The 14,318-nt window shown below is 70.3% G+C and carries 12 protein-coding genes; all 12 read left to right on the forward strand.

The genetic code is table 11. From position 1 onward, the window contains the following. A partial coding sequence (infB, locus tag AOM06_RS00710) for a translation initiation factor IF-2 (RefSeq protein WP_062301531.1) occupies positions 1-2,436 on the forward strand: 2,436 nt, incomplete at its 5' end. Further along, the gene (gene rbfA, locus AOM06_RS00715; protein ID WP_062301267.1) at positions 2,436-2,870 is read left to right on the forward strand and encodes a 30S ribosome-binding factor RbfA; all 435 of its coding nucleotides are present in this window, start codon (positions 2,436-2,438) and stop codon (positions 2,868-2,870) included. The genes infB and rbfA, both read left to right, overlap by 1 nt. Before the next feature lie 3 nt (positions 2,871-2,873). After that, positions 2,874-3,812, forward strand: coding sequence for a tRNA pseudouridine(55) synthase TruB (truB, locus tag AOM06_RS00720; protein WP_062301269.1), 939 nt, complete (start codon positions 2,874-2,876; stop codon positions 3,810-3,812). Between the two features lie 36 nt (positions 3,813-3,848). Further along, entirely contained in the window at positions 3,849-4,823 is a 975-nt protein-coding gene (locus tag AOM06_RS00725; RefSeq protein ID WP_062301271.1) for a bifunctional riboflavin kinase/FAD synthetase, read from the forward strand. Between the two features lie 93 nt (positions 4,824-4,916). Next, complete coding sequence (locus tag AOM06_RS00730; RefSeq protein ID WP_062301273.1) at positions 4,917-5,666, forward strand: amino acid ABC transporter ATP-binding protein; 750 nt, start codon at positions 4,917-4,919, stop codon at positions 5,664-5,666. Positions 5,667-5,727: 61 nt separating this feature from the next. After that, positions 5,728-6,618 carry a glutamate ABC transporter substrate-binding protein gene (locus AOM06_RS00735; protein WP_439644712.1) on the forward strand — a complete coding sequence of 297 codons (891 nt, stop codon included), beginning with the start codon at positions 5,728-5,730 and terminating at the stop codon, positions 6,616-6,618. A gap of 57 nt (positions 6,619-6,675) precedes the next feature. After that, positions 6,676-7,326, forward strand: coding sequence for an amino acid ABC transporter permease (locus AOM06_RS00740; protein WP_062301277.1), 651 nt, complete (start codon positions 6,676-6,678; stop codon positions 7,324-7,326). Next, positions 7,323-8,390 carry an amino acid ABC transporter permease gene (locus tag AOM06_RS00745; protein WP_062301279.1) on the forward strand — a complete coding sequence of 356 codons (1,068 nt, stop codon included), beginning with the start codon at positions 7,323-7,325 and terminating at the stop codon, positions 8,388-8,390. Before AOM06_RS00740 ends, AOM06_RS00745 begins: the two co-directional genes overlap by 4 nt. Positions 8,391-8,528: 138 nt before the next feature. Continuing rightward, positions 8,529-8,798, forward strand: a complete 270-nt coding sequence (gene rpsO / locus AOM06_RS00750; RefSeq protein ID WP_062301281.1) for a 30S ribosomal protein S15 — start codon at positions 8,529-8,531, stop codon at positions 8,796-8,798. A gap of 314 nt (positions 8,799-9,112) precedes the next feature. Beyond that, on the forward strand, positions 9,113-11,329 hold the full coding sequence (locus tag AOM06_RS00755) for a polyribonucleotide nucleotidyltransferase (RefSeq protein ID WP_062301284.1): 2,217 nt from the start codon (positions 9,113-9,115) through the stop codon (positions 11,327-11,329). A 278-nt stretch (positions 11,330-11,607) separates the two neighbouring features. Beyond that, entirely contained in the window at positions 11,608-12,927 is a 1,320-nt protein-coding gene (locus AOM06_RS00760) for a M16 family metallopeptidase (protein WP_062301286.1), read from the forward strand. A 139-nt stretch (positions 12,928-13,066) separates the two neighbouring features. Continuing rightward, positions 13,067-14,287, forward strand: coding sequence for an efflux RND transporter periplasmic adaptor subunit (locus AOM06_RS00765; RefSeq protein WP_169747700.1), 1,221 nt, complete (start codon positions 13,067-13,069; stop codon positions 14,285-14,287). Positions 14,288-14,318: the final 31 nt, after the last annotated feature.

The following is a 14,318-nucleotide window of genomic DNA, read 5'->3' on the forward strand; positions in this document are numbered from 1 at the left end:
GCCGCGGCGCAGGCCGCGCCCAAGCCGGCCCCCAAGCCCGCCGCGCAGAAGTCGGCCCCCGCCGCCGAGGCCCCCGCGGCATCGGCGCCCAAGCCCGGCGCGCCGCGCCCGAACGTGCCGCTGCCCAGCGACATGCCGCGCCCGCGCCCGCGTCCGGCCGGCAACAACCCGTTCAGCGACCGCTCCGCCGGTCCGCGTCCCCGCCCGCGTCCCGGCGGCAACAACCCGTTCCAGGCGAACCGCCCGGGCCCGCGTCCCGGCGGTGCCGGTGCGGGTGCCGGTGCCGGCGGCGGCCGTCCCGGCGCGCCCGGCGGCGCCCGTCCCGGCGCGCCCGGCGGCGCCCGTCCCGGCGGCGCCACGGGCACCCCGGGTCGCGGCTTCGGCCCGCGCCCGGTCGGCGGTCCCGGCCAGGGCGCTCCCGGCCGTCCCGGTGGCGGTGGCCCCGGTGGCTTCGGCGGTCCCGGCGGCCGTCCGGCCCCCGGTGGTCGCGGTCGCGGCGGCGGCACCGCTGGTGCGTTCGGTCGCGCCGGTGGCAAGCCGGTCCGTGGCCGGAAGTCGAAGCGCGCGAAGCGGGCAGAGTACGAGCAGCAGCAGGCCCCCGCGATTGGCGGCGTGCAGATCCCTCGCGGCGACGGCAACACGCTGATCCGTCTGCGCCGCGGTGCGACGCTCACGGACTTCGCCGAGAAGATCGACGTCAACCCCGCGTCGCTCGTGACCGTCCTCTTCCACCTGGGCGAGATGGCCACCGCGACGCAGTCGCTCGACGAGGAGACCTTCGAGGCGCTCGGCGGCGAGCTCGGCTACGTCATCCAGATCGTGTCCCCCGAGGAGGAGGACCGCGAGCTGCTCGAGGACTTCAACATCGACATCGAGGCCGAGCTGGCCGCCGAGACCGATGAGGAGCTCGAGGCGCGCCCGCCGGTCGTCACCGTCATGGGTCACGTCGACCACGGAAAGACGCGCCTTCTCGACGCGATCCGCAACGCGGACGTCATCTCGGGCGAGGCCGGCGGCATCACCCAGCACATCGGTGCCTACCAGGTGCACACCACCCACGAGGGCAACGACCGCGCCATCACGTTCATCGACACCCCGGGTCACGAGGCGTTCACCGCCATGCGTGCCCGTGGTGCGAAGGTCACGGACATCGCGATCCTCGTGGTCGCGGCGGACGACGGCGTGATGCCGCAGACCATCGAGGCGCTCAACCACGCCCAGGCGGCCGACGTGCCGATCGTGGTCGCGGTCAACAAGGTGGACAAGGAGGGTGCGAACCCGGCCAAGATCCGCCAGCAGCTCACCGAGTACAACCTGGTGGCCGAGGAGTACGGCGGCGACACGATGTTCGTCGACGTGTCCGCGCTCAAGGGCCAGGGCATCGACAGCCTCCTCGAGGCCGTCCTGCTCACCGCGGACGCGGGTCTCGACCTGCGTGCGAACCCGAACAAGGACGCCCGCGGTGTGGCCGTCGAGGCGCACCTCGACAAGGGCCGCGGTGCCGTGGCGACCGTCCTGGTCAACTCGGGAACGCTGAAGGTCGGCGACGCGATCGTCGCCGGCACCGCCTACGGTCGCGTCCGTGCGATGTTCGACGAGCACGACAACCAGGTCCAGGAGGCGCTGCCCGCGCGTCCGGTCATGGTCATCGGTCTCACGTCGGTGCCCCGCGCCGGCGACACCTTCCTGGTGGCGGACGACGACCGCACGGCGCGTCAGATCGCCGAGAAGCGTGAGGCCGCCGAGCGTGCCGCACAGCTCGCGAAGCGTCGCAAGCGCATCTCCCTCGAGGACTTCAACAAGGCCCTCGAGGAGGGCAAGGTCGACACCCTCAACCTCATCATCAAGGGTGATGTGTCCGGTGCCGTCGAGGCCCTCGAGGACGCGCTGCTCCAGATCGACGTGGGCGACGAGGTCGACCTGCGCATCATCCACCGCGGTGTCGGTGCGGTGACGCAGAACGACGTCAACCTCGCGACGGTCGACAACGCCATCATCATCGGCTTCAACGTGCGCCCGGCCGAGCGCGTCCAGGACCTCGCGGACCGCGAGGGCGTGGACATGCGCTTCTACTCGGTCATCTACCGCGCGCTCGAGGATGTCGAGGCCTCGCTCAAGGGCATGCTCAAGCCCGAGTTCGAGGAGCGTCAGGTCGGTGGCGCGGAGATCATGGAGATCTTCCGCTCCTCCAAGTTCGGCAACATCGCGGGCTGCCTCGTGCGCACCGGTGTCATCCGCCGCAACGCGAAGGCCAAGGTGGTGCGCAACGGCGTCGTCATCGGCGAGCCGACCATCGAGACGCTGCGCCGCTTCAAGGACGACGCCACCGAGGTGCGCGACGGCTTCGAGTGCGGTATCGGCCTCGGCAAGTTCAACGACATCCAGGTCGGCGACATCATCGAGACCTTCGAGATGGTCGAGATCCCGAGGTCCTGATGGCTGACAAGGCGAGGGCTCTGAAGCTCGCGGGCACGATCAAGAAGATCGTCGCCCGCGGGCTTCAGACCGAGATCAAGGATCCGCGGCTGGAGTTCGTCACCATCACGGATGTCCGTGTGACGGGCGACCTCCAGCAGGCCTCGGTGTTCTACACCGTGCTGGGTGACGAGGCGGCCCGCGAGGACGCAGCGAAGGGCTTGGCGAAGGCCAAGGGCCGGCTGCGGTCCCTCGTGGGCGCGGGCCTCGGCATCCGTCTCACGCCGACGCTCGAGTTCCACCTCGACGCGGTCCCCGAGACCGCTGCGAGCCTCGACCGTGCCCTCCACGAGGCGCACGTGCGGGACGAGGAGCTCAAGCGCCTGCGCGAGAACGCGGCCTTCGCCGGCGAGGCGGATCCGTACAAGCGGCCCGCGGACGAGGATCAGGATTAGGCCATGGGCAGACGAGGCCCGGAGCCCGCTCCGGGCATCGTCGTCGTGGACAAGCCTCAGGGCTGGACGTCCCACGACGTGGTCGGGCGTGTGCGGCGCTTGGCGCAGACCTCCAAGGTCGGCCACGCCGGCACGCTCGACCCCATGGCCACCGGCGTCCTGATTCTCGGAATCGGGCGCGCCACGCGCCTGCTGACGTACATCGTCGGGCACGATAAGGGTTACGAGGCGACCATCCGTCTCGGACAGGCGACTGTCACGGACGATGCGGAGGGAGAGGTCACCGGGGCCACGGACACGTCCGCGGTCACGGACGGGGCCATCCGTTCCGCCATCGTCCAGCTCACGGGGGAGATCCTCCAGCGACCGAGCGCGGTGAGCGCGATCAAGGTCGACGGCAAGCGCGCGTATGCGCGAGTGCGCGGGGGCGAGGACGTCGAGCTGCCAGAGCGACCGGTGACGGTCGCGGCGTTCGATGTCCTCGCCATCCGGCGCGCCACGGCCGAGGACGGCACCGCCGTGATCGACCTCGACGTGTCGGTCGAGGTGTCCTCGGGCACCTACGTGCGCGCGCTCGCACGCGACCTGGGCGCGGCGCTCGGCGTCGGCGGCCACCTCACCGCGCTGCGTCGCACGCGCGTCGGCGGCATCGGCCTGGACCTCGCGCGCACGCTCGAGGACCTCGGCGCGGTCGTCGAGTCGGGGGAGGCCCTGCCTCGTACCTCGCTCGCCGAGGCCGCAGCGGCGACGCTCCCGGTCCTCGAGGTGTCCGATGCGGATGCCACGGCGCTCGGCTTCGGCCAGTTCATCGACGCGAAGGTCGACGGCCCGACGGTCGCGATCGCTCCCGGGCCCCGCGCGATCGCGGTGCTCGAGCCCAAGGGTGGCCGTGCCAAGCCGGTGGTGGTGTTCGAGCCCGCCGGCGCATCGTCCCCCTCCTGACGGGCGGTTCCCGGCCGCTCGGGCACAATGTCCCTCATGCATGTGTGGCGCTCGCTCGCGGAGATCCCCGACCTCGGCCCGGCCGTGGTGACGCTTGGGAACTTCGACGGCGTGCATCGTGGCCATCAGGCGGTGCTCGAGGCGATGGTCGCCGACGCTCGCGCGCGCGGCCACGTCGCGCTCGCCATGACGTTCGACCCGCACCCCAAGGCGGTGCACGACCCTGCGCACACCCCCGAGCTCATCACGGGGGTGGACGACCGCATCGAGCGGCTTGCGGCCACCGGGCTCGACGGCGTGCTGGTGGTGCGCTACACGCTCGACTTCGCCCGCCAGACCCCGGAGGAGTTCGTCCGCGACTACCTGGTGCGCGGCCTGCGCGCCTCGTGCGTCGTCGTCGGCCGCGACACCCGCTTCGGGCGCGGCAACGCCGGGGACGTGGAGACGATGCGGGCGCTGGGGGCCGGGCTCGGCTTCGCCGTCGACATCATCGACGATGCCTGCGCCGTCTCCGAGTCGGGGCGGCGCTGGTCGTCGACATGGGTGCGCGAGCTTCTCGAGGCCGGCGACCTGCCGGGCGCCAACGACGTGCTGGGCCGCGAGCACCGCATCCGCGGCATCGTGATCCACGGCGACGCGCTCGGCCGCGAGATCGGCTTCCCGACCGCGAACCTCGACCACTCGGCGGGGATGATCCCGCGGCACGGGGTCTATGCGGCGTGGCTCACGGTGCTCGATGCGCGCGGCAACACGCGTGCGGCGGAGCTGGTGGGGGAGCGGATGCCGGCCGCCGTGAGCCTCGGGATGAACTACACGGTGGGCGGCACAGACCTGCGGGTCGAGGCCTTCGCGATCGACCGCACGGGGATCGATCTGTACGACACCGAGGTGGCGCTCGACCTCGTGGAATGGCGCCGGCCGATGCTCGACTTCGGCTCGCTCGACGCGCTCATCGCGGCGCTGGGGGAGGACGTCGACTGGTGCCGCGAGGTGCTCGCGATCCGCGCATGATGTCCCTCGCGAGGGTGTTACCAGGGGATTAAGTCTCGGTCACGATCGCGTCGCGATCGCGCTTTGTCCGGTTCGTCGGGCTATGGTCGGAAGATGCCAACCTCAAGCGACGCTCTCGTGGTGCTCGACAAGGTCAACAAGCACTTTGGGGACCTTCACGTGCTCCAGGACATCGACCTCACCGTCGCGCGCGGTGAGGTGGTCATCGTGATCGGCCCGTCGGGCTCGGGCAAGTCGACGCTGTGCCGCGCGATCAACCGTCTCGAGACCATCGACTCGGGCACCATCACGGTCGACGGCGAGGTGCAGCCGCAGGAGGGCAAGGCGCTCGCGCACATGCGCGCCGAGGTGGGCATGGTGTTCCAGTCCTTCAACCTCTTCGCCCACAAGACGATCCTCGAGAACGTCACCCTCGGCCCGGTCAAGGTGAAGAAGGAGCCGAAGGGCCAGGCGCGTGACGAGGCGATGGCGCTGCTCGAACGCGTCGGCGTGGCCAACCAGGCCCACAAGTACCCCGCGCAGCTCTCCGGAGGCCAGCAGCAGCGCGTCGCGATCGCGCGCTCCCTGGCGATGAGGCCGAAGGTGATGCTGTTCGACGAGCCCACCAGCGCGCTCGACCCCGAGATGATCAACGAGGTGCTCGACGTCATGGTCACGCTCGCGCATGAGGGCATGACGATGATCGTCGTCACCCACGAGATGGGCTTCGCGCGCAAGGCGGCGAACCGCGTGGTGTTCATGGCGGACGGGCGCATCCACGAGCAGGCGACGCCCGAGCAGTTCTTCACGAACCCGCAGTCCGAGCGGGCCAAGGACTTCCTGTCGAAGATCCTCACGCACTAGGGGATCCCGAGGTTCCAACATCAGCGCCCTGGCAGGGGCGAGGGAGAGGAGAAGGACCATGATGATCCGAAGGAAGGCGGCCGTGGCCGCGCTGGGGGTCGCCGCCGCGGCGATGCTCGCCGCGTGCGGGTCCGATGACGGCTCGGAGACCGACGACTCGATGGCGGGCGACGATGCGATGGCCGCGGGGGACTTCCCCGAGGGCTCGACCATGGCGGCGCTCGCCGAGGCGGGCAGCATCACGATCGGCACCAAGTTCGACCAGCCGCTGTTCGGGCTCAAGCCGCCGTCGGGCGATCCGGTCGGCTTCGACGTGTCGATCGGCAAGATCATCGCTTCGGAGCTGGGCATCGACGAGGACTCGATCGAGTGGGTCGAGACCGTGTCCGCGAACCGCGAGCCGTTCATCGAGGACGGCTCGGTCGACATCGTCGTCGCGACCTACACGATCAACGACGACCGCAAGGAGCTGGTGAGCTTCGCCGGCCCGTACTACAACGCGGGCCAGGCGCTCATGGTGATGGTCGACAACGAGGACATCGCCAGCCCCGACGACCTCGCGGGCAAGAAGGTCTGCTCGGTCGAGGGCTCGACGCCCGCGGCGAACATCGAGGAGAACTACCCCGACGCCGAGCTGTCGCTCTTCGCGGCCTACGGCGACTGCCTCGACCCGCTGCGCAACGGCCAGGTCGACGTGGTCACCACGGACAACGTGATCCTCGCGGGCTACGTCGACCAGTACCCCGACGAGTTCAAGGTGGTGGGCGAGCCCTTCACCGAGGAGCCGTACGGCATCGGCCTCGCGCACGACGACACCGAGTTCCGCATGTGGATCAACGACGTGCTCGAGGAGATCTTCGAGGACGGTCGCTGGCTCGAGGCGTGGAACGAGAACGTCGGCGACATCCTGCCGGAGCCCGAGGTCCCGACCGTGGACCGGTACGAGAACTAGCGGCATCGCCGTGCGGCCCGTCCCCGGACGGGCCGCACGGTCCGTCCGGAGGAGAGCATGGGCACGTTCATCGACGAGTTCGGCACCATCTGGGGCGCGTTCCTCGCGACGCTGAGCCTCACCGTGGTGTCGGGCGCGCTCGCGCTCGTGTGGGGCACGCTGCTCGCGGTGATGCGCGTGTCGCCCGTCGGTCCGCTGCGGACCTTCGGCACGGGCTACGTCGAGCTCGTGCGCAACACGCCGCTCACGGTGATGTTCTTCTTCTGGGTCTTCGTCGCCCCGTCCATCGGCTTCGTGCCGCCGCTGGGCTTCTGGATCGCGGTCATCGCCATGACGCTCTACACGTCGTCCTTCGTGTGCGAGGCGCTCCGCTCCGGCGTGAACTCCGTCGGGGTCGGCCAGGCGGAGGCGGCCCGCAGCATCGGCCTGACGTTCGGCCAGACGCTGTCCCAGGTGGTGCTGCCGCAGGCGTGGCGCACCGCGATCCCGCCGCTCATCTCGGTGCTCATCGCGCACACCAAGAACACGTCGGTCGCGGCCGGCTTCGCGTACTTCGAGCTGGTCGCGAGCATGCAGCGGCTCACCAACAAGCACCCGGCGGACGGCATCGTCATCTTCTTCGGGATCGGCCTCATGTACCTGGTCATCACCATCCCACTCGGGCTGCTCGCGGCCCGGATCGAGCGGAAGGTGGCGTTCGCCCGATGAGCGGATCGATCCTCTACGACGCCCCCGGCCCCCGTGCGAAGCGCCTGGACCGGACCCTCAACATCGTCTTCTCGCTCGTCTTCGTGGGCGTCGTCGCGTGGATCGGCTACTCGTTCTGGCAGCGCGACATCTTCAACGACCGCTGGGCGGTGCTGTGGGAGGGCGCGCGCGGCCAGACCCCGGCGGACGTCTGGGGATCGCTCGCTCGCGGCCTCGGCCGGACGCTCCTGGCGGCCGGCATCGCGGCGCCCATCGCGATGCTCATCGGCGCCGGGATCGCGATCATCCGTCGCGGGGCGCGCTCGCGCTGGGCGTCGGCGCCGCCCACCGTGCTGACCGAGCTCGCGCGCGGCCTCCCGGTGCTGCTGCTGATGTTCCTCGCGAAGCTCGTCTTCGGCTGGCCGTTCCTGTGGTCGGTGGTGTTCGGCCTGGTGGTCTACAACGCGGCCGTGGTGGCGGAGATCCTGCGCGCGGGGCTCGCCGCGCTGCCGAAGGGGCAGCGCGAGGCGGGGCTGAGCATCGGCCTGTCCACCATGCGCACCACGCTCATCATCGAGCTCCCGCAGGCGGTGCGGATCATGCTGCCCGCGCTCATCTCGCAGCTGGTCGTCCTGCTCAAGGACACGTCGCTCGGCTTCATCATCGCGTACGAGGAGCTGCTGCGGACCATGAAGCTCAACTCCGAGTTCTTCGGCTCGGAGTCGCGCATCGTGTTCTTCACGGTGGGTGCCGGGATCTACATCCTCATCAACATGTCCGTCTCGCGCCTGGCCACCTTCGTCGAGCGTCGCCTGCGGGAGGGCGGCGGAGGGAAGGGCCTCGAGCCTCCCGAGATCGGTCCCGCGGGGCCCATCCCTCAGTCCGGCGTCGGCGGGCCCGCCCGGGAGGAGGGGGCGCACGCCGGCGACCCGGTGTTCGGCGCGGGGCGCCGTCCCGAGTCGCGCCCGATCCCGCAGCGGCGTCCCGGCGACGACGACGAGGGAGAGCGCCGCCGTCAGGCGTATCTTGGTGACCCGACCGCGCAGTCCCTGCGGCACAACACGCGCACGGGCGACAGCCGGTAGCGCGCGGGCCTGGGTGCGGTCGCGGGGGAGCGCCCGCGTCCTGTATGCTTGATCGTCGCCGTAAGAACGGCCGCGGATCCCAGAGCACCGGAGAACAAGCCCGGTTGCGCCGCGCAGCGAGACGAAAGAGAGATCACAGTGGCGCTCGACGCAGCAGTGAAGCAGTCCATCATGGCCGAGTACGCGACCCGCGAGGGCGACACCGGCTCTCCCGAGGTCCAGGTCGCCGTCCTGACCCAGCGCATCAAGGACCTGACGGAGCACCTCAAGGAGCACAAGCACGACCACCACTCGCGTCGTGGCCTGCTCCTCCTGGTCGGCCGTCGCCGCAACCTCCTCAACTACCTCCAGCGTGTCGACGTGGAGCGCTACCGCGCCCTCATCGCCCGTCTGGGCCTGCGCCGCTAAGCGCGCAGCCCCGCCAGGCGTCTGCCCGGCCGCTCCCTCCATTCCGAGGTCGTAGCGGCCGGGCTTTCGCGTCTCCGGGGACGAGCGCGCCTTCCGTCCGCCGTGCGTCCTGGGTATGCGCTGATAGGATGTTCGCGGTCCGGTTCGCCGGGCCACCCAACTCAACCTGGCAGGCCAGCCGGATGCTGATCCTCGGTGGTGATGGGCAGAACCTCCTCCCGGGGGAACAGTTCTGAGCATTTCGACTGACGATCAGTGACGCGGCGTGAGCCGCATCCGCCTGCCTGCCACGAATAGGCAAGGAGCAACTCCTGATGGAGGGTCCTGAGATCCAGTTCGCCGAGGCCACGATCGACAACGGTCGCTTCGGCACCCGCACCGTCCGGTTCGAGACGGGACGTCTCGCCAAGCAGGCCGCCGGCTCCGCCGTCGCGTACCTCGACGGTGAGACCATGCTGCTGTCCGCGACCACGGCCTCGAAGGCCCCGCGCGACGGCTTCGACTTCTTCCCCCTGACCGTGGATGTCGAGGAGCGTCAGTACGCCGCCGGCAAGATCCCCGGCTCGTTCTTCCGCCGCGAGGGCCGTCCCACCACGGACGCCATCCTCACGTGCCGCCTCATCGACCGTCCGCTGCGCCCGTCCTTCGTGTCGGGTCTGCGCAACGAGATCCAGGTCGTCGTCGACGTCCTCGCGATCCACCCGGACGACCAGTACGACGTCATCGCGATCAACGCGGCGTCGATGTCGACCCAGCTCGCCGGTCTGCCCTTCTCGGGCCCCATCGGCGGCGTGCGCATCGCGCTCGTCGAAGGCCAGTGGGTCTGCTTCCCGCGCTGGTCGGAGATGGAGAACGCGGTCTTCAACATGGTCGTGGCCGGCCGCGTCGTCGGTGACGACGTCGCCATCATGATGGTCGAGGCCGAGGCGACCGAGAACGCCTTCGAGCTCGTCTCCGAGGGTGCGCAGGCTCCCACCGAGGCCGTCGTGGCCGAGGGCCTCGAGGCAGCGAAGCCGTTCATCCGTGCGCTGTGCGACGCGCAGTCCGAGGTCGCCGCGAAGGCCGCCAAGGAGACCGCGGAGTTCCCGCGCTTCCTCGACTACCAGGACGACGTGTTCGCCGCCGTCTCGCCCGCGATCGAGGGCGACCTCGCCGAGGCGCTCCAGATCGCCGACAAGCAGACCCGCGAGAACCGTCTCGACGAGATCAAGGCCGGCGCGCTCGAGCAGTTCGCCGGTCAGTTCGAGGGTCGCGAGAAGGAGGTCTCGGCGGTCGTCCGTTCGGTCACCAAGCAGACCATCCGCCAGCGCATCCTCAAGGACGGCGTCCGCATCGACGGCCGTGGCCTCAAGGACATCCGTCCCCTCTCGGCCGAGGTCGCCGTGGTGCCCCGCGTGCACGGCTCCGCGATCTTCGAGCGTGGCGAGACCCAGATCATGGGCATCACCACGCTGAACATGCTCAAGATGGAGCAGCAGATCGACTCGTTCTCGCCCGAGACGCACAAGCGCTACATGCACCACTACAACTTCCCGCCGTTCTCCACCGGCGAGACCGGTCGTGTGGGCTCCCCGAAGCGTCGCGAGATCGGCCACGGTGCGCTCGCCGAGCGTGCCCTGGTGCCCGTGCTCCCGTCGCGCGAGGACTTCCCCTACGCGATCCGTGAGGTGTCCGAGGCGCTCGGCTCGAACGGCTCGACCTCGATGGGCTCGGTCTGCGCCTCGACGCTCGCCATGCTCAACGCCGGTGTGCCGCTCAAGGCCCCCGTCGCGGGCATCGCGATGGGCCTCGTGTCCGACACGGTCGATGGCGAGACCCGCTACGCGGCGCTCACCGACATCCTCGGCGCCGAGGACGCGTTCGGCGACATGGACTTCAAGGTCGCCGGTACCAGCGAGTTCGTCACCGCGATCCAGCTCGACACCAAGCTCGACGGCATCCCCGCCTCGGTCCTGGCCAGCGCGCTGCAGCAGGCGTACGACGCCCGCGTCCACATCCTCGGCGTGATGGCGCAGGCCATCTCCGAGCCCGACGAGATGAGCCCGCACGCCCCGCGCGTCATCGCGGTGCGCATCCCCGTCGACAAGATCGGCGAGGTCATCGGCCCCAAGGGCAAGATGATCAACCAGATCCAGGACGACACCGGGGCAGACATCTCCATCGAGGACGACGGCACGGTTTATATCGGCGCCACCGACGGTCCGTCGGCGGAGGCCGCGCGCGCCGCGATCAACGCGATCGCGAACCCGCACGTCCCCGAGGTCGGCGAGCGCTTCGTCGGCACCGTGGTGAAGACCGTCGCCTTCGGCGCCTTCATCTCGCTCACCCCGGGCAAGGACGGCCTTCTGCACATCTCGCAGATCCGCAAGCTCGTGGGCGGCAAGCGCGTCGACAACGTCGAGGACGTCCTGTCCGTGGGCCAGAAGATCCAGGTGGAGATCACCGAGGTCGACCCGCGCGGCAAGCTCTCGCTCGGCGTGGTCGAGGAGGCGGGCGCCGAGGCGGCCGCCGAGGAGACCGTCGAGGCCTGATCCTCGTCTGACGCAGTTCCGCTCGAAGGGCGGTCGGGGCGACCCGGCCGCCCTTCGGCGCATCCAGGCGGCCCCGGCATCGTCCCGTCTCCCACCGTCCATGGAGGTCGGGACGCTCACCACTCCTCGATCCTTGAGGAGCCCATCTCGCGGGACAGCCACCTCCGCCGACGCGCGGGGCCCGGAGCTGAGCGTCCCGCGAGGCGGCCTGCGCGCACATTCGGGAGTGCTGAGCGTCCCGACCTCGGAGGGGCGGTGGCGCGACTAGGCTCGCCCTCATGCCTCACATGCTTCCCCTCGTGCACGCCGGAGCGATCGGCTCGGACATCACCGTCGAGCAGGACCACGGTGCCGTCATCCGCCGCTCGATCCTCCCCGGCGGCGTGCGCGTCCTCACCGAGCAGATCCCCGGCATGCGCTCGGCGACGCTCGGCGCGTGGGTCGGCGTGGGCTCGCGCGACGAGGCGCCGGAGCACGCCGGCTCGACCCACTTCCTCGAGCACCTCCTCTTCAAGGGGACCGCCCGGCGCACCGCGCTCGACATCGCCGAGGAGTTCGACCGCGTGGGCGGCGAGTCCAACGCCCTCACGGGCAAGGAGTACACCTGCTACTACGCCCGGGTGATCGACACCGACCTGCCGATGGCCGTCGACGTCATCCTCGACATGGTCACCAGCGCGCGGCTGGACCAGGCGGACTTCGACATGGAGCGCGGGGTAATCCTCGAGGAGCTCGCCATGAACGAGGACGACCCGGGCGACGTCATCCACGAGCGCTTCACGGAGGCCGTCCTGGGCGGTCACGTGCTGGGCCGGCCCATCGGCGGCACCCCCGAGATCATCAACGCCGTCACGCGCGACGCGGTGTGGGCCCACTACAAGCAGCACTACACCCCCGAGGGGCTGATCATCACGGCCGCCGGGGGAGTGGACCACGATGCCGTCTGCGCGATGGTCGCCGAGGCGCTCACGCGCGGCGGCTGGGACCTCGCCGCAGGAGTGATCCCCGCGGGCAGGCGCGATCGGTTCGCTCCCGTCGAGGCGACCCTCACCCCGGAGGTCCGGATCACGCGGCACGAGCTCGAGCAGGCGCACGTGCTGCTCGGCACGCGCGGCTTCAGCGCCACCGACGAGCGCCGCAGCGTGCTCGCGGTCTACAACGCGATCCTGGGCGGCGGCATGAGCTCGCGCCTGTTCCAGGAGATCCGGGAGAAGCGCGGCCTCACCTACGCCGTGTACTCGTTCGGCGCGCCGAGCACCGAGACCGGCGTGTTCGGCGTCTACGGCGCGTGCACGTCCGCCAAGGTCGACGAGGTGGAGCGGCTCATGGCCGTCGAGCTCGAGCGGATGGCGGAGGGCATCACGCCGGCCGAGCTCGAGCGGGCCAAGGGCCAGATCGCGGGATCGATGGTGCTGCGGCTCGAGGACTCCTACTCGCGCATGTCGCGCCTGGGGAAGGCCGAGCTGGTGTTCGGCGACCTGTGGTCGATCGCGGAGATGCTCGACGACGTCCACGCGGTCACCACCGACCAGGTGCGTGCGCTCGCGGCGGACATCGCGTCGCGCGAGCGCGTATCGGTGCGCGTCGGGCCGGCATAACACCGTCTGCCTGCAGTGCTTATGTTGCCCTTATCCACCTCCCAGGCTTCTCCCAGGTTCCGTTCATAACTTCGCATCGTCAAGGCGTGACGATGCGAACGGACGGACGATGCCCAAGAACACTTCCAGGTGGACCCGCGTGCGAGCGTGGGGGATCCCCACCGGCACCCTGCTGGCCGGTGCAGGACTCGGCGCAGGAGCGATGGTGCTGTGGGGCACCGGGTCGGACCCGGTGCAGGAGACGCGGACGATGGACGCGAGCGGTCAGCAGACCGTGACCGTGTCGCTGCAGACGCTCGAGGAGTCCGTCTCCGCCACGGGCTCGCTCGCGGCGGTCTCCACCGACTCCCTCGCGTTCGAGGCGTCGGGCACGGTGACGGCCGTCAACGTGGAGGCCGGCGACGTGGTCGAGGAGGGCGATGTGATCGCCACCATCGACACGCTGCAGCTCACGGCGTCGCTGCGCGCGGCGCAGGCCGACCTCGCCGCGGCGAAGGCCAACCTCTCCAACCTCAAGGATGAGGACGACGAGTCGGACGCCAGCGCGAAGCAGATCGCGGCGGCGAAGGCGCAGGTCGCGCTGCTCAAGGAGTCGGTCGAGGACGCCGAGGACGCGATGGACGACGCGACGCTGGTCGCGGACATGGCCGGCCTGGTCACGTCGCAGCCGTACGAGGTCGGCGACGTGGTGTCGAGCGGGTCGTCGGGCGGGTCGGGATCGACCGGCATGGCCACCGCCTCGACGTCCTCGAGCTCGTCGAGCGCCGTCACCATCGTCGGCCAGGACGAGTGGACGGTCTCCGTCAGCCTCTCGGAGGACGAGGTCGCGCTGATCGACGAGGGCGACCAGGTGACGTTCACCGCCGAGGACGTCGACTCGGAGTTCTACGGGATCGTGACCGAGATCGCGAACCTGCCGACCACCACGGGCGGCAGCGCCACGTACGCCGTCGAGCTCCAGGTCACGGGCGACGTCGAGGGCCTGTACGAGGGCACGTCCGTCACCGCGGAGATCGTCTACCTCCGCCAGGTCGACGTCCTCGCGATCCCCACCAACGCGATCACCACCGCCGACGGCGTGTCGACCGTGACCGTGGTGGACGATGCGGGCGACGAGGAGGAGCGGACCGTCACCCTGGGCGAGTCGATCGGCACCTACACCGAGATCACCGACGGGCTGGAGGAGGGCGAGCAGCTGGCCGTGACCGTGACCACCGCCGCGGGCGGATCGGGCTCCGAGTCCGGCTCCGACGAGCAGGAATGGGGCCAGTTCCCGGGCGGCGGCGAGATGCCGAGCGGCGACTTCGGCGGCGGGCAGATGCCTGCCGGTGGCATGGGCGGCGGGATGCCCGGCCAGTAGGCCGGCCCCACCGATCTGGATCGATCTGACG

Source organism: Demequina subtropica, from assembly GCF_000971235.1.
Classification (GTDB): Bacteria; Actinomycetota; Actinomycetes; order Actinomycetales; family Demequinaceae; genus Demequina; species Demequina subtropica.